Genomic DNA, 15,754 nt, shown 5'->3' with positions numbered 1-15,754 from the left:
TGCTGCACTTACTACAAGTATCGCTCCGTCCATCTGTGCTGCTCCTGTTATCATGTTCTTTACATAGTCTGCGTGTCCAGGGCAGTCAACGTGTGCATAGTGTCTTGTATCTGTTTCGTATTCTACGTGTGCTGTGTTTATTGTGATTCCTCTTTCTCTTTCTTCTGGTGCCTTGTCTATTTCGTCATATTTCATTACTTGTGCTCTTCCATATGTTGATAATACTAATGTTATTGCTGCTGTTAATGTTGTCTTACCATGGTCTACGTGTCCTATTGTTCCTATGTTTACGTGTGGCTTCGTCCTGGTAAAATGTTCTTTTGCCATTTTTACTTCCTCCTTTATCTTACCTTTTACACTTATTTATTGTTTTTTCCTTCAACTATTTTGCTTTGTATGCTTGATGGAACTTCTTCATAATGGCTTATCTGCATTACAAAGACTCCTCTTCCCTGTGTTCTAGAGCGAAGTGTTGTCGCATATCCAAACATTTCAGCAAGTGGAACATGTGCTCTTATAACCTGCGCACTTCCTCTTGGTTCCATACCTTCAATTCTTCCTCTTCTTGAGTTAAGGTCACCCATTACATCTCCCATATATTCTTCTGGAACTGTAACTTCAACCTTCATTATAGGCTCAAGTATTACTGGCTCAGCCTTTTGCATTGCATTCTTGAATGCCATAGAACCAGCTATCTTAAATGCCATTTCAGATGAGTCAACTTCGTGGTATGAACCGTCAAATAAAACTACTTTAACATCGATTACAGGATATCCTGCTACAACACCGCTTGTCATAGCTTCTTGAATACCGTTATCTATAGCTGGTATATATTCCTTTGGAATAACTCCTCCAACTATATTGTTAACAAATTCATATCCCTTGCCACGTTCCTGAGGAATAAGCTCTATCCAGCAGTGACCATACTGACCACGACCACCGGACTGTCTTACGAACTTACCTTCAGCCTTAACTTGCTTTCTAACAGTTTCCTTATAAGCAACCTGAGGATTACCAACGTTGCACTCAACTTTAAATTCTCTTAAAAGTCTATCTACGATTATTTCAAGATGAAGTTCTCCCATACCTGCTATAATCGTCTGACCTGTTTCTTGATCTGTATATGTCCTAAATGTTGGGTCTTCTTCAGCAAGCTTAGCAAGTGCTATACCCATCTTTTCCTGACCAGCCTTTGTCTTTGGCTCGATTGCTATATGAATAACTGGCTCTGGGAATTCCATCTTTTCAAGTATTATTGGTTTATCTGGATCACAAAGAGTATCTCCTGTTGTTGTATCCTTTAAGCCAACAAGAGCTATAATATCTCCTGCTAATGCTTCCTCGATATCTTCTCTCTTATTAGCATGCATTCTAACTATTCTTCCGATTCTTTCTCTCTTATTCTTTGTTGAGTTTAATACATATGAACCGGTAGTTAAAACACCTGAATAAATTCTTGTAAATGCGAGTTTACCAACAAATGGGTCAACCATTATCTTAAATGCAAGAGCTGAGAAAGGCTCCTCATCGCTTGGCTGTCTTTCTGCTTCTTCATGTGTATCAAAGTCTACACCCTTTACTGCACCAATATCGATTGGTGATGGAAGGAATTCAACTACTGCATCAAGCATAGGCTGAACGCCTTTGTTTTTATATGAAGAACCGCATACAACAGGAACAATGTCACCTGATATCGTTGCTTTTCTTATTCCTTTTTTAATCTCATCTATAGTGAGTTCTTCACCTTCAAGATATTTCATCATAAGTTCTTCATCTGCTTCAGCAACTTTTTCTATTAAGTTTAGCCTGTATTCTTCAACTAAATCTTTCATATCTTCTGGAATATCTGTTTCTTCAGAAGTTGTTCCAAGATCGTCAACATATATTATAGCTTTGTTTTTAACAAGGTCAACAATACCTTTAAATGTATCTTCTTTTCCTATTGGAAGCTGAAGTGGTGCTGGATTAGCTCCAAGCCTTTCCTTCATCATTTTTATAACGTTATAAAAGTCAGCTCCCATTATATCCATCTTATTAACATATGCTATTCTTGGAACATGGTACTTGTCTGCCTGTCTCCAAACAGTTTCAGACTGTGGCTCAACTCCACCTTTTGCACAAAATACAGCAACTGCACCATCTAATACACGAAGTGATCTTTCAACTTCAACTGTAAAGTCTACGTGCCCCGGCGTATCAATTATGTTTATTCTGCAATCTCTCCACTGGCATGTTGTTGCGGCTGAAGTAATTGTTATACCTCTTTCCTGCTCCTGCTCCATCCAGTCCATAGTTGCTGCGCCTTCATGAACTTCACCTATTTTATAAGTCTTACCTGTATAAAACAATATACGTTCAGTAGTTGTTGTTTTTCCTGCGTCTATGTGTGCCATTATTCCAATGTTTCTTACTTTTTCTAACGGAAATTGCCTAGGCACTATGCTTCCTCCCTTCAATTATTACAACATTTTTGTCAATCTACCCTAAATGCAAAGCATTTAGGGTAGATCCACAAATATTTATTACCATCTGTAATGAGCAAATGCCTTATTTGCTTCTGCCATCTTATGAGTATCTTCTTTCTTCTTAACAGCAGACCCTGTATTGTTAGCTGCATCAAGTATTTCTCCTGCAAGTCTTTCTCTCATGTACTTTTCTCCTCTGTTTCTTGCAGCGTCAACTAGCCATCTTATACCAAGAGTCTGTCTTCTGTCTGGTCTTACTTCCATTGGAACCTGATATGTGGCTCCACCTATTCTTCTTGCTTTAACTTCAAGAACAGGCATTACATTATTCATAGCTGTTTCAAATACTTCAAGAGGATCCTTTCCTGTCTTTTCTCTTATAACATCAAAGGCTTCATAGCAAACTTTTTGTGCTACACCTTTTTTCCCGTCCCACATTATTTTGTTTATCAACTTAGTAACAACCTTGCTGCCATAAATTGGATCAGGAAGAACATCTCTCTTTGGAACATTTCCTTTTCTTGGCACTTTACTTCCCTCCTTAATATAAATTTAAGTTCATCGGTACTCGGCATTGCCGCAAAGTGCTCTGTTAATGCAAAATCTATTTAACATAAAGTTATTTTCATTGCATTGCACACAGCACCAACTTATTTAATACATCACTTCTTTGGTCTCTTTGCACCATACTTTGATCTTTGCTGCTTTCTGTTAGCAACACCAGCACAGTCGAGTGTACCTCTTATGATATGGTACCTAACACCTGGTAAATCCTTAACCCTGCCCCCTCTTATAAGAACAACGCTGTGCTCCTGAAGATTGTGGCCTTCACCTGGAATATAAGCTGTTACTTCAACACCATTAACAAGTCTAACTCTGGCAATTTTTCTAAGCGCTGAGTTTGGCTTCTTTGGTGTAGTTGTTTTAACAACTGTACATACTCCTCTTTTTTGAGGTGATCCCTTTAAAGCAGGTGATTTTGATTTTTCTTCAAGTCTTTGTCTACCATTTCTCACCAATTGGTTAATAGTTGGCATATGTGCACCTCCTTCCATGATTTGACAAGTATATAAAGCTTATGCCTTATATCATTCTTTAACAACACAAGCTGCCGCTGCACCAACGTTTATGCAGCACAATGCTCCTAACTTTTCCATAGTAGGAACATAAGTTACTTCCACATTGCTCTGATGACAAAGTTCAACAAGTGGCTTAATCAATTTCTCATCTGCATCCTTTGCAACATAAACTATTTTAGCAGAACCACTTTTTACAGCTTTTATTGTTTACTTGACTCCAACAACCCTTTTGCCTGGGATTTTTCCAGTCATTCTCCCACCCCTTTACAAAAGGCTTAACATAATTAAATATGGACAGCAAAGCTTATTGAGCTTTACTGTCATAATTACACAAATTGAATTTTAACATTAATAAGCCCTAGTGTCAATATAATCATTGTTATTCCTGTATTAATTCTTCCTTTTGTTCCTGCTCATCATTTAACAGTTTTATGCTGTTATATCTTGTCATTCCAGAACCTGCAGGAACAAGCTTACCAATTATAACGATTTCCTTTAATCCTACTAACGGGTCTATTTTACCCTTTATAGCTGCATCAGTAAGTACTCTCGTTGTCTCCTGGAAGGAAGCTGCAGACAGGAATGAATCAGTAGCAAGGGCTGCCTTAGTTATTCCAAGAAGAGCTACTTTACCTACAGCCTTTCTAAGCCCTGCTTCTTCTGCCTTTTTATTTTCTTCGTTGAATTCAAAAATATCAACTAAGCTTCCTGGCAAGAGATCTGTATCTCCCTGATCTTCAACCTTAACTTTTCTTAGCATCTGTTTTACTATTATTTCAAGATGCTTATCGTTTATATCAACACCCTGAAGTCTGTAAACCTTTTGAACTTCAGCAAGAAGATATGCTCTAACTCCGTCAACACCTTTGATTCTAAGTATATCATGAGGATTTACTGAGCCTTCGGTTATTATTTCACCAGCCTCAATTTTTTGGCCATCATAAACCTTCACTCTTGAACCATAAGGAATCTGATAAACCTTTTCTTCTCCATTATCTGTAATTACAGTAACAAGCTTTCTCTTCCTATCCTCTGTAACTTTTACAGTTCCAGCAACTTCGCTTATAATCGCAAGTCCCTTTGGCTTTCTTGCTTCAAAAAGTTCTTCAACTCTTGGAAGACCTTGTGTAATATCAGCACCCGCAACACCGCCGGTATGGAAGGTTCTCATTGTAAGCTGTGTACCAGGTTCACCTATTGACTGAGCAGCAATAATACCTACAGGCTCTCCTATGCTGACTTTTTTGCCTGTTGCCATGTCTGTACCGTAACACTTAGAGCATACTCCATATCTTGTTTTACATGTAAACACAGTTCTTATTTTAACTCTATTAATTCCTGCATTTTCAATTAACCTGTATTTGCTTTCATCTATGAATTCATTTGCCTTAATCAAAACTTCTTTAGTTTCAGGATGGCATACATCCTCTGCTGTATATCTTCCTACAAGTCTATCCTTAAGGCTTTCAATAACTTCATTTCCTTCTCTTATTTCTTCTACGTAGGACCCTTCTGTAGAGCCGCAGTCCTCTTCTCTTACAATAGTATCCTGTGAAACGTCAACAAGTCTTCTTGTAAGGTATCCTGAATCTGCAGTTCTAAGAGCTGTATCTGCAAGACCTTTTCTTGCTCCGTGAGTTGATATGAAGTATTCAAGAACGTTTAGACCTTCACGGAAACTCGCTCTTATAGGAAGCTCTATAATCCTTCCTGATGGATTTGCCATAAGACCTCTCATACCGCAGAGCTGTCTTATCTGATTCTTTGAACCACGGGCTCCAGAATGAGCCATCATAAATATTGGATTAAATTTATCAAGATTATCCATAAGAGCATCCGTAACTTTTTCAGTGGTTTTTGTCCAAGTGTCTATAACTCTTTCATATCTTTCTTCTTCTGATATAAAACCACGTCTAAACATTTTTTGAATGTTATCAACTGCAGTGTCAGCTTCTTGAAGAAGTTTTTCCTTTGCCTCAGGTATTTCCATATCTGAAACCGAAACAGTAAGAGCACCAATTGTAGAATAATGATAACCTAATGCCTTTATATTATCGAGAGTTATGGCAGTTTGAGTAGGTCCATGCTTTTTATAAACCCTTTCAACTATCTTGCTCAATTGCTTTTTATCAACAAGGAAGTCTACTTCAGGTTCAAACATGTTTTCAGGATTGCTTCTGTCAACAAATCCAAGATCTTGAGGTATTGCCTCATTAAATAGAAGTTTACCTGCTGTTGTTTTTATAATCTTAGATTTTTTCTCTCCATCTATTTCCTTTGTTATCTTTACATTTATTGTAGCATGAAGTCCTAATTCCTTTAGCTGATATGCAAGTATCGCCTCTTCAGGTGATGAGAAGTATTTACCTTCTCCAGGTTCTCCTTCCTTAACGCTTGTTAAGTAATATGAACCAAGAACCATGTCCTGTGTAGGCACTGTTACAGGCTTACCATCAGATGGCTTTAGTATGTTATGAGCTGCAAGCATTAAAAATCTTGCTTCTGACTGAGCTTCAACTGTAAGTGGAACGTGCACCGCCATCTGGTCACCATCGAAGTCGGCATTATAAGCTGTACAAACAAGAGGATGAAGCTTTATTGCCCTTCCTTCAACGAGAACAGGCTGGAATGCCTGAATTCCAAGTCTGTGAAGAGTAGGGGCACGGTTTAAAAGTACAGGATGATCCTGTATTGCCTCTTCAAGTATATCCCATACCTGATTGTTTACTCTTTCAACCATTCTCTTTGCATTTTTAATATTATGCGCAATACCCTTTTCAACAAGCCTCTTCATTACAAAGGGCTTGAAAAGTTCAAGGGCCATTTCCTTTGGCAGACCGCATTGATACATCTTAAGCTCAGGTCCAACAACTATAACTGAACGTCCTGAGTAGTCAACACGCTTTCCAAGAAGGTTCTGACGGAATCTACCCTGTTTTCCTTTTAGCATATCTGAAAGAGACTTTAATGGTCTATTTCCAGGACCAGTAACTGGTCTTCCACGTCTACCATTATCTATAAGGGCATCTACTGCTTCCTGAAGCATTCTTTTTTCATTTCGAACGATTATATCAGGTGCTCCAAGATCTAATAGCCTTTTTAATCTGTTGTTTCTATTTATTACTCTTCTATATAAGTCATTGAGGTCTGAAGTTGCAAATCTTCCCCCATCGAGCTGAACCATAGGTCTTAAATCTGGAGGGATAACAGGAATTACATCAAGAATCATCCATTCAGGTCTGTTCCCAGACTTTCTAAAGGCTTCTACAACTTCCAGCCTTCTTATTGTTCTCACCTTTTTCTGTCCTGTACTGCTCTCAAGCTCGCTGCGAAGTTCCTTAGCAAGCTTCTCAAGGTCTATTTCCTGCAATAGCTCTTTTATTGCTTCAGCACCCATTCCTGCTTTAAATGAATTATATCCGTATTTGTCTACAGCTTCCCTATACTCCTTATCAGTTAAAAGCTGCTTTTTAATAAGACCTGTATCTAATGGGTCAACTACTACATAAGCTGCAAAATATAGAACTTTTTCAAGAGATCTTGGGGACATATCAAGAATAAGCCCCATTCTTGAAGGTATTCCTTTAAAATACCATATGTGAGATACAGGGGCAGCAAGCTCTATATGCCCCATTCTCTCACGTCTAACCTTAGACTTAGTAACTTCAACACCACATCTGTCACATACAATACCTTTGTATCTTACTCTCTTATATTTTCCACAGTGGCATTCCCAGTCCTTTATTGGTCCAAATATCCTTTCACAGAAAAGTCCATCCTTCTCTGGCTTTAAAGTCCTATAGTTAATAGTTTCAGGTTTTTTAACTTCTCCCTTTGACCATTCCCTGATTTTTTCAGGAGAAGCAAGCCCAATTTGTATAGAGTCAAAATTGTTAAGTTCAAACAAGGAGACATCCTCCCTTCATTTTTTATTCTTTATCATCAAAGTCATCAAAATCTTTTAAATCATCTTCTAAATCATGTTCCATATCAGCGAGATCTTCAATATTTATGTCATCATCATCTTCTTCTAAACCTTCTTCATATCCATCGATTTCTGAAGCATCAGGAGTTGGTGCTACAGGTAATATATCCCTGCCCTCCATAGTTGCCTCAATATCATCGAGATCATCTTCTATATCTTCTTTTATTGTTATCTCTTTCTTATCATCAGTTAATACCTTAACATCAAGGCAAAGAGATTGAAGTTCCTTTATTAAAACTTTAAATGATTCTGGAACTCCCGGTTCAGGAATATTCTCACCCTTAACAATTGCTTCGTAAGTTTTTACACGTCCAACAACGTCATCTGATTTAACTGTTAATATTTCTTGAAGCGTATAAGCCGCACCATAAGCCTCGATTGCCCAAACTTCCATTTCACCAAATCTCTGGCCTCCAAACTGTGCTTTACCACCGAGAGGCTGCTGAGTAACGAGTGAGTATGGTCCTGTTGATCTTGCATGTATTTTGTCATCAACAAGATGTGCAAGCTTTAATATATACATATACCCTACAGTAACTCTATTGTCAAAGGGTTCTCCTGTTCTTCCATCATATAGCTGTATCTTCCCATCTATCTGAACACCTGCCATTTGCAAGCATTCTTGGATATCATCTTCCGTTGCACCATCGAATACAGGAGTTGCAACATGCCAGCCAAGCCTGCTTGCTGCAAGGCCAAGATGTACTTCAAGAACCTGACCTATATTCATACGGGACGGAACGCCAAGAGGATTTAAAACTATCTGCAGAGGCTTACCATCCGGCATAAAAGGCATATCTTCAACAGGAAGTACTCTCGATATAACACCTTTATTTCCATGACGACCTGCCATCTTATCGCCTACAGATATTTTTCTCTTTTGAGCTATATACACTCTTACAAGTTCATTTACACCAGGAGGCAGTTCATCTCCGTTTTCCCTTGTAAATATCTTAACATCTACTATTATTCCTGCTTCTCCATGTGGAACTCTTAGGGATGTATCTCTAACTTCCCTTGCCTTTTCACCAAATATTGCTCTTAAAAGCCTTTCCTCTGCTGTAAGTTCAGTTTCTCCCTTAGGAGTAACCTTACCTACAAGTATATCTCCTGATCTAACTTCTGCACCGATTCTTATAATACCTCTATCATCAAGATCCTTTAGTGCATCTTCACCTACGTTTGGAATGTCCCTTGTTATCTCTTCTGGTCCAAGCTTTGTATCTCTTGCTTCACATTCATATTCTTCTATATGGATTGAGGTAAATACATCATTCATAACAAGCTGTTCTGAAATTAGTATTGCATCCTCATAGTTATAACCTTCCCAAGTCATAAAACCAATAAGAATGTTCCTGCCAAGAGCAATCTCTCCTAAATCTATTGAAGGTCCATCAGCAATTATGTCTCCTTTTCTTACCCTGTCACCTTCATTGACTATAGGTCTTTGATTAATACATGTACCCTGATTTGAACGTTTAAACTTCAAGAGCTTATAGCTGTCTAACGCTCCATCCTTATCTCGCTTTATCTGTATTACATCTCCTGCAACCTTTACAACGGTTCCATCGTTTTTAGCAATAGGTATTATTCCCGAATCCTTCGCTGCTTTATGTTCAATTCCTGTTCCAACTATTGGTGCTTCAGGTTTTATAAGAGGAACTGCCTGACGCTGCATGTTTGAACCCATTAGAGCACGGTTAGCGTCATCGTTTTCAAGGAATGGAATCATAGCTGTAGCAACAGAAACGATTTGTTTTGGAGATACGTCCATCAAATCTACCTCTTCAGGTGCAACAACAACGATTTCATCCTTTGCTCTTGCTGTAACCCTCTTATCTAAGAATTTTCCGCTTTCATCAACAGGTTCGTTAGCCTGAGCTACAATGTATTGATCTTCTTCATCAGCAGTCAGATATAATACTTTATCTGTAACTATCCCGTTCTTTTTATCAACAACCCTGTAGGGCGCTTCTATAAACCCATATTCGTTTACCTTAGCATAGGTTGCAAGGGAGTTTATAAGACCTATGTTCGGGCCTTCAGGAGTTTCTATAGGACACATTCTGCCGTAATGAGAAATATGAACGTCTCTAACTTCAAATCCCGCTCTTTCCCTTGAAAGTCCTCCAGGTCCGAGGGCTGAAAGCCTTCTCTTATGAGTAAGCTCTGACAATGGATTAGTCTGATCCATAAACTGTGAGAGCTGTGAACTTCCAAAGAACTCTTTTATAGCCGCTGCAACCGGCCTTATATTTATAAGGGCCTGAGGTGTAACAACGTCAAGATCCTGTATTGTCATTCTCTCCTTTACAACTCTCTCCATCCTTGAAAGACCAATTCTGAACTGGTTTTGTAAAAGCTCTCCAACAGACCTTAATCTTCTATTTCCAAGATGGTCTATATCATCAACATATCCTATTCCATAGAATAGACCAATTAGGTAACTTATTGATGCATATATATCATCTTTAATAATATGCTTTGGAACAAGCTGATTCATTCTTTGTCTCATAGCATCCTTAATATCATCTTCATCAGAAAATTCATCAAGGATAGCTTTTAACGTTGGATAATGCACCATTTCTTTAATATTAAGGCTCGTAAAATCATAAGGCAAATCGAGTTTATGTATATCTACAAAGTTATTGCCTATAATTCTTACTCTTTTACCTTCAACCATTACATCTACAACGTTAATTCCCTCATTTTGAATCTTTACTGCTATTTCCCTTTCAATTTTTTGTCCTTCCTCAACCAATATTTCTCCTGTCTTTGGGTGAGCAATGGTATCAGCTGCAATCTGACCAACTAATCTATTTGCTATTGACAGCTTTTTATTAAATTTATATCTTCCAACTCTCGATAAATCATATCTCTTAGGGTCAAAAAATAGTCCTTCAATAAGAGTTGTAGCGCTTTCAACTGTAGGAGGCTCACCTGGCCTTAACCTTTTGTATATTTCAAGAAGACCTTCCTCTACAGATTTAGTATTATCTCTTTCAATTGTTGTCTTAAGATGTTCATCTTCTCCAAAGAATTGAAGAATTTCATAGTCAACTCCAAGATTTAACGCTCTTATAAATACCGTGAGAGGTAATTTTCTTGTTCTGTCGATTCTGACATGAATAACATCATTTGAATCGGTTTCGTATTCTATCCAAGCTCCTCTATTAGGTATAAGTGTTGATGAATAGAGTTTTTTACCTGATTTATCAATGGTTTCAGCATAATATGCCCCTGGAGATCTAACAAGCTGGCTTACTATTACTCTCTCTGCTCCATTGATAATAAAAGTACCCTGCTCAGTCATTAGAGGAAAATCCCCCATAAACACTTCCTGGTCCTTTACTTCCCCAGTTTCCTTATTTACAAGTCTGACTTTGACTTTTAAAGGTGCAGCATATGTTGCATCTCTTTCTTTGCACTCTTCCACAGAATACTTAATGTTATCATAATCAAGCTTGTAATCAATGAATTCGAGGATTAAGTTACCAGTATAATCTGTTATGGGATTGACATCATCAAAAACTTCTTTGAGACCTTCTTCTAAGAACCATTTGTAGGAATCAAGTTGAACTTCAATAAGATTTGGCATATCGATTACTTCTTTTATTTTGGAGAAACTCATTCGCTCTCTCCTGCCGACCTTTACAGGATGTACCATTAAAATCTCACCCCTTATGCAATGTTAAATGGCTTGTGAACTACTCCACCAAAGCAGGTGGTGCTTCATGGCAATGCCGCTTTCGCCGCCTAACCATAGGATTGTTCAGTCCTTTTTTCTTTGAACTTGCCTTATGCTGCAACTCAAAGCATAAATCCTGTTTATAAGTGGCTGATTATGCTTTTTATAATACAAATTAAAGGCAAAAAATTTTAATATTAACTATCTTTATATTTTTTACATAATTAACTTAGTATATACAATAAATTAAACTTTTATTATCTTAAACTAAAACTACACAAAAACCCCATTATTCATGCATTTTAATATGTTATCACAACGTAAAATACATGTCAAGCTATTTGTTATAACTAAGACTTTATTTTTTTAACACTAATATTTTTTACAGTTTAATTTAAAATTTATCATTTTTTAATGCATTTTAAGATAAAAAAATAAGTGCTATATATAGCACTTATTTTTTGTCATTACATTATTACTTTAATTCAACAGTTGCTCCAACTTCAGCAAGCTTTGCTTTCATTGCTTCAGCATCTTCCTTGCTTACAGCTTCTTTAAGTGTCTTTGGAGCTCCGTCAACTAAGTCCTTAGCTTCCTTAAGTCCAAGTCCAGTTATTTCTCTAACTACCTTTATAACCTTTATCTTGTCGTTACCAGCTGATGCAAGAACTACATCAAATTCAGTCTTTTCTTCTGCAGCTGGAGCTGCTGCTGCAGCACCTGCAACTGCAACTGGAGCAGCTGCGCTAACTCCGAATTTTTCCTCACATGCTTTAACAAGTTCATTTAATTCTAAAACAGTCATTCCTTCTATGGCTTTTAAAATTTCATCTATTGTCATAATTTGCACCTCCAAAATTATTTAAATATTAAGCATTTGCTTCTTTCTTTTCTTTAACAGCATTAAGAACATATACAAGGTTTGATAATGGAGCTTTGAAGCTTCCAAGAACTTTCGCAATAAGAACTTCTCTTGGTGGTATTTTTGAAAGTTCATTAACCTTTTGTGTATCAAATATTTGACCTTGAACTATTCCCGCTTTAAGTTCTATCGCTTTATGCTTATCTGCAAAGTTTGCAAGAACTCTCGCTGGAGCAGTAGGATCATCATAACCAAAAGCTATAGCTACAGGTCCTACCAAGTACTTTTCTATCTCACCATAACCCGCTTCTTTAGCAGCTCTTAATGTCAATGTGTTTTTAACAACTTTATATTCTATACCGGCTTCTCTCATATTCTTTCTAAGCTCAGTGTCTTCTTCTACAGTGATACCGATATAGGATGTTAAAATCGCAGCCTGGGCTTTTTGAAACTTCTCGGTAAGTTCCTTAACCTTTTGCTCTTTTACTTGTAAGTTGCGCACCTTAGCACCTCCTCACCTATATTTACCGGGCTCAACGCATAACAAAAGACCTCCTGTAGACACAGAAAGGTCTTATAGATAACTATCTAAAACCTCGGTAGGTTGGATTTCCGTTACGCCTTGAGGCACCTACTGTCTACAGTATGCTTTCTATTATATTGTTTTACTGATCTATTATATCAATGCTATATAAGCATGTCAATATTATTCAAGAACCTTAGCTGGATTAATTTTTATTCCAGGTCCCATTGTGCTAGATAAAACTACACTCTTTATATATTGACCTTTTGCAGCAGCTGGTTTTGCTTTAACTACTGCTTCCATTAATGTATGGAAGTTTTCAGTGAGCTTATCAGTTCCAAAGGATTTCTTTCCAATAGGAACGTGAATTATAGCAGTCTTATCAACTCTATATTCAACTTTACCAGCTTTTATATCTGCTATTGCCTTAGCAATATCGAATGTTACTGTACCGGACTTTGGATTTGGCATTAATCCTTTAGGTCCAAGTATCTTACCAAGTCTTCCAACAACTCCCATCATATCTGGAGTTGCAACTACTGCATCAAAACCAAACCAGTTTTCATTCTGAATCTTTGCAACAAGTTCTTCAGCACCAACAAAATCTGCTCCAGCAGCTTCTGCTTCTTTTGCCTTGTCTCCCTTTGCAAATACAAGAACTCTAACCTTTTTACCAGTTCCATGTGGAAGTACTACAGCACCTCTAACCTGCTGGTCGGCATGTCTTGGATCTACTCCAAGTCTAACTGCTAATTCAATAGTTTCATCAAACTTTGCTTTTGATGTTTGAATCGCTAAATCTACAGCTTCTTTTGGAGAATATAATGTGTTTTTATCGATTAGCTTAGCGCTTTCGATATAATTCTTTCCTCTCTTCATTCTAATACCTCCTTGTGGTGTTAACGGTTTTTACCTCCCACTATTTAAGGGACGTAATTATTCTGTAATTTCAATACCCATACTTCTTGCAGTACCTTTTATCATGCTTATTGCAGCATCAAGAGAACCTGCATTAAGATCAGGCATCTTCAATTCGGCTATTTCCCTAACCTTTGAAAGTGGAACCTTTGCTACCTTCTGCTTGTTTGGTACTGGTGAACCGCTTTCAATTCCAGCAGCTTTCTTTAATAATACAGCAGCTGGAGGTGTCTTTAATATAAAACTGAAGGATCTGTCTTGGTATACAGTAATCACTACAGGAATTATAAGACCTGCTTGATTAGCTGTTTTAGCATTAAACTCTTTACAAAATCCCATAATGTTAACACCATGCTGACCAAGTGCTGGACCTACTGGTGGTGCTGGTGTTGCTTTTCCTGCAGGCAACTGTAACTTAACCATACCTACTACTTTCTTAGCCATATTTTGCACCTCCTTTTACTAAATTAAGGCTTATATTTTTTCAATCTGATTAAAATCAAGTTCTACAGGTGTTTCCCTGCCGAACATATTAACCAGAGCCTTAATCTTTCTCTTTTCATAATTAATTTCCCGGATTTGAGCAACAAAGTTTTCAAGGGGTCCTGAAACGATTTTTACGTTTTCTCCCACTTCAACATCAATGTTCACAAGAGGTTCTTTTATTCCCATAAACTCAATCTCTTCATCGGTTAATGGAACAGGTTTTGAACCAGGACCTACAAATCCTGTTACTCCCCTTGTATTTCTAACGACATACCATGAATCATCTGTCATTAGCATTTTAACAAGAACATATCCTGGAAATTTTTTTCTTTGTACAACCTTTGTTTTTTCATTTTTTGTTTCTACAACTTCTTCCATAGGAACTTGAACATCAAATATAAGATTTTGCAAATTCCTATTTTCAATAGTTTTTTCCAAGTTTGCTTTTACCTTGTTTTCATAACCTGAATAGGTATGAACTACATACCATCTTGCCTTTTCTGCCATAATCCAAGGGACAGATTAATGTCCCTCCCTCCTTTTACTTAAGGTAATTCAGAATAGATTTTAAAGCAAGCCCAAAAACTGAATCATAAAGCCATATTATAACTACAAAAATAGCAAGTGTAATAAAAACAACTTCAGTAGTTTTTATTACATTATCCTTAGATGGCCATGTAATCTTCTTAAATTCTGCCCTTACTTCTTTATAAAATCTTGATACTGAGCTTACATTCTTGCTCGCATTACTAACATTAGTATTAGCGGACATATTTTCACACCCTTAATTATTAAAATTTAATTGAAACTTATTTTGTTTCCTTATGCAAAGTGTGCTTTTTGCAGAATTTACAATATTTTTGAAGCTCTATTCTGTCTGGATCATTCTTCTTATTCTTTGTTGTGTTATAATTTCTCTGTTTGCATTCTGTACAAGCCAGTGTTACTTTAACTCTCATATTTAACACCTCCCGGATATTGCAGTAGTTTATAATCTGCAAACAATACACTCACTTCAATCTAACATAAGAAATATTTATTGTCAACACTACAATATTTTAAACTATAATCCTAAGAAACACAACTACAATTTATTTTTCTTATTATTTCTTATCAAAAACAATTTATTCAGAATCATTATAATTTACTTTAAAAAGGACCGGGTTTACACCCAGTCCTAACAATTATTTCTACTCAAGAATCTTAGAAACAACGCCAGAACCTACTGTTCTTCCGCCTTCTCTGATAGCGAATCTTAAACCTTCCATCATAGCAACTGGAGTTATAAGTTCAACTTCCATTGTTATGTGGTCTCCAGGCATTACCATCTCTGTTCCATCTGGAAGCTTTATTGATCCTGTAACGTCTGTTGTTCTGAAGTAGAACTGTGGTCTGTATCCGTTGAAGAATGGTGTATGTCTTCCACCTTCTTCTTTCTTTAATACGTATACCTGTCCTTCGAATTTCTTGTGTGGATGTATTGAACCTGGTTTTGCTAAAACCTGTCCTCTTTCTATTTCATCCCTTGTTACACCTCTTAAAAGTGCTCCTATGTTGTCTCCTGCTTCTGCTTGGTCGAGTATCTTTCTGAACATTTCTACTCCTGTTACTACTGTCTTCTTTCTTTCTTCTGTAAGTCCTACTATTTCTACTTCGTCTCCTACCTTTAATACTCCGCTTTCTACTCTTCCTGTTGCAACTGTTCCTCTTCCTGTTATTGTGAATACGTCTTCTACTGGCATTAAGAA

At 37.1% G+C, this 15,754-nt stretch carries 15 protein-coding genes and 1 other annotated feature; all 15 genes read right to left on the bottom strand.

The window, feature by feature from the left end:
• A partial coding sequence (locus B5D15_RS14345; protein WP_179122285.1) for a GTP-binding protein occupies positions 1-327 on the bottom strand: 327 nt, incomplete at its 3' end.
• Positions 328-359: 32 nt separating this feature from the next.
• Entirely contained in the window at positions 360-2,438 is a 2,079-nt protein-coding gene (gene fusA, locus B5D15_RS14340; RefSeq protein ID WP_078697797.1) for an elongation factor G, read from the bottom strand.
• Positions 2,439-2,522: 84 nt separating this feature from the next.
• Positions 2,523-2,993, bottom strand: coding sequence for a 30S ribosomal protein S7 (gene rpsG / locus B5D15_RS14335; RefSeq protein WP_078697796.1), 471 nt, complete (start codon positions 2,991-2,993; stop codon positions 2,523-2,525).
• A 134-nt stretch (positions 2,994-3,127) separates the two neighbouring features.
• Positions 3,128-3,502 carry a 30S ribosomal protein S12 gene (rpsL, locus tag B5D15_RS14330; RefSeq protein ID WP_078697795.1) on the bottom strand — a complete coding sequence of 125 codons (375 nt, stop codon included), beginning with the start codon at positions 3,500-3,502 and terminating at the stop codon, positions 3,128-3,130.
• Between the two features lie 51 nt (positions 3,503-3,553).
• Positions 3,554-3,748: a ribosomal L7Ae/L30e/S12e/Gadd45 family protein gene (locus B5D15_RS14325; RefSeq protein WP_278305968.1), complete on the bottom strand. Its 195-nt coding sequence runs from the start codon at positions 3,746-3,748 to the stop codon at positions 3,554-3,556.
• A 175-nt stretch (positions 3,749-3,923) separates the two neighbouring features.
• Positions 3,924-7,451, bottom strand: a complete 3,528-nt coding sequence (rpoC, locus tag B5D15_RS14320) for a DNA-directed RNA polymerase subunit beta' (RefSeq protein WP_078697794.1) — start codon at positions 7,449-7,451, stop codon at positions 3,924-3,926.
• 22 nt (positions 7,452-7,473) lie between these two features.
• Positions 7,474-11,196, bottom strand: coding sequence for a DNA-directed RNA polymerase subunit beta (gene rpoB / locus B5D15_RS14315; RefSeq protein ID WP_078697793.1), 3,723 nt, complete (start codon positions 11,194-11,196; stop codon positions 7,474-7,476).
• A gap of 496 nt (positions 11,197-11,692) precedes the next feature.
• A complete protein-coding gene (gene rplL, locus B5D15_RS14310) occupies positions 11,693-12,058 on the bottom strand; it encodes a 50S ribosomal protein L7/L12 (protein ID WP_078697792.1) in 366 nt (121 codons plus the stop codon).
• Positions 12,059-12,086: 28 nt separating this feature from the next.
• Positions 12,087-12,581 carry a 50S ribosomal protein L10 gene (rplJ, locus tag B5D15_RS14305; protein WP_078697791.1) on the bottom strand — a complete coding sequence of 165 codons (495 nt, stop codon included), beginning with the start codon at positions 12,579-12,581 and terminating at the stop codon, positions 12,087-12,089.
• 32 nt (positions 12,582-12,613) lie between these two features.
• Positions 12,614-12,741, bottom strand: a sequence feature (ribosomal protein L10 leader region).
• Between the two features lie 44 nt (positions 12,742-12,785).
• Positions 12,786-13,481 (bottom strand): 50S ribosomal protein L1, encoded by a 696-nt coding sequence (gene rplA / locus B5D15_RS14300; RefSeq protein WP_078697790.1) that lies wholly within the window; start codon positions 13,479-13,481, stop codon positions 12,786-12,788.
• Positions 13,482-13,538: 57 nt separating this feature from the next.
• The gene (rplK, locus tag B5D15_RS14295) at positions 13,539-13,964 is read right to left on the bottom strand and encodes a 50S ribosomal protein L11 (RefSeq protein WP_078697789.1); all 426 of its coding nucleotides are present in this window, start codon (positions 13,962-13,964) and stop codon (positions 13,539-13,541) included.
• A 30-nt stretch (positions 13,965-13,994) separates the two neighbouring features.
• Positions 13,995-14,513: a transcription termination/antitermination protein NusG gene (gene nusG, locus B5D15_RS14290; RefSeq protein WP_078697788.1), complete on the bottom strand. Its 519-nt coding sequence runs from the start codon at positions 14,511-14,513 to the stop codon at positions 13,995-13,997.
• Positions 14,514-14,547: 34 nt separating this feature from the next.
• A complete protein-coding gene (gene secE, locus B5D15_RS14285) occupies positions 14,548-14,778 on the bottom strand; it encodes a preprotein translocase subunit SecE (RefSeq protein ID WP_078697787.1) in 231 nt (76 codons plus the stop codon).
• Positions 14,779-14,815: 37 nt separating this feature from the next.
• Positions 14,816-14,965: a 50S ribosomal protein L33 gene (gene rpmG / locus B5D15_RS14280; protein WP_078697786.1), complete on the bottom strand. Its 150-nt coding sequence runs from the start codon at positions 14,963-14,965 to the stop codon at positions 14,816-14,818.
• A 231-nt stretch (positions 14,966-15,196) separates the two neighbouring features.
• On the bottom strand, positions 15,197-15,754 hold a 558-nt coding region (locus B5D15_RS14275; protein ID WP_242948765.1), incomplete at its 5' end, for an EF-Tu C-terminal domain-related protein.

The sequence above is a fragment of the Caloramator quimbayensis genome, from assembly GCF_900167605.1.
GTDB classification, from domain to species: Bacteria; Bacillota; Clostridia; order Clostridiales; family Caloramatoraceae; genus Caloramator_B; species Caloramator_B quimbayensis.
The sequence above is the reverse complement of the archived record's forward strand: the minus strand, read 5'-3'. Positions and strand labels throughout refer to the sequence as shown.

Coding starts and splice junctions, on each gene's coding strand:
- rplL (WP_078697792.1), bottom strand. CDS start 12,058: ATGACAATAGATGAAATTTTAAAAGCCATAGAAGGAATGACTGTTTTA.
- rpoB (WP_078697793.1), bottom strand. CDS start 11,196: ATGGTACATCCTGTAAAGGTCGGCAGGAGAGAGCGAATGAGTTTCTCC.
- secE (WP_078697787.1), bottom strand. CDS start 14,778: ATGTCCGCTAATACTAATGTTAGTAATGCGAGCAAGAATGTAAGCTCA.
- rplK (WP_078697789.1), bottom strand. CDS start 13,964: ATGGCTAAGAAAGTAGTAGGTATGGTTAAGTTACAGTTGCCTGCAGGA.
- rpmG (WP_078697786.1), bottom strand. CDS start 14,965: ATGAGAGTTAAAGTAACACTGGCTTGTACAGAATGCAAACAGAGAAAT.
- rplA (WP_078697790.1), bottom strand. CDS start 13,481: ATGAAGAGAGGAAAGAATTATATCGAAAGCGCTAAGCTAATCGATAAA.
- rpsL (WP_078697795.1), bottom strand. CDS start 3,502: ATGCCAACTATTAACCAATTGGTGAGAAATGGTAGACAAAGACTTGAA.
- nusG (WP_078697788.1), bottom strand. CDS start 14,513: ATGGCAGAAAAGGCAAGATGGTATGTAGTTCATACCTATTCAGGTTAT.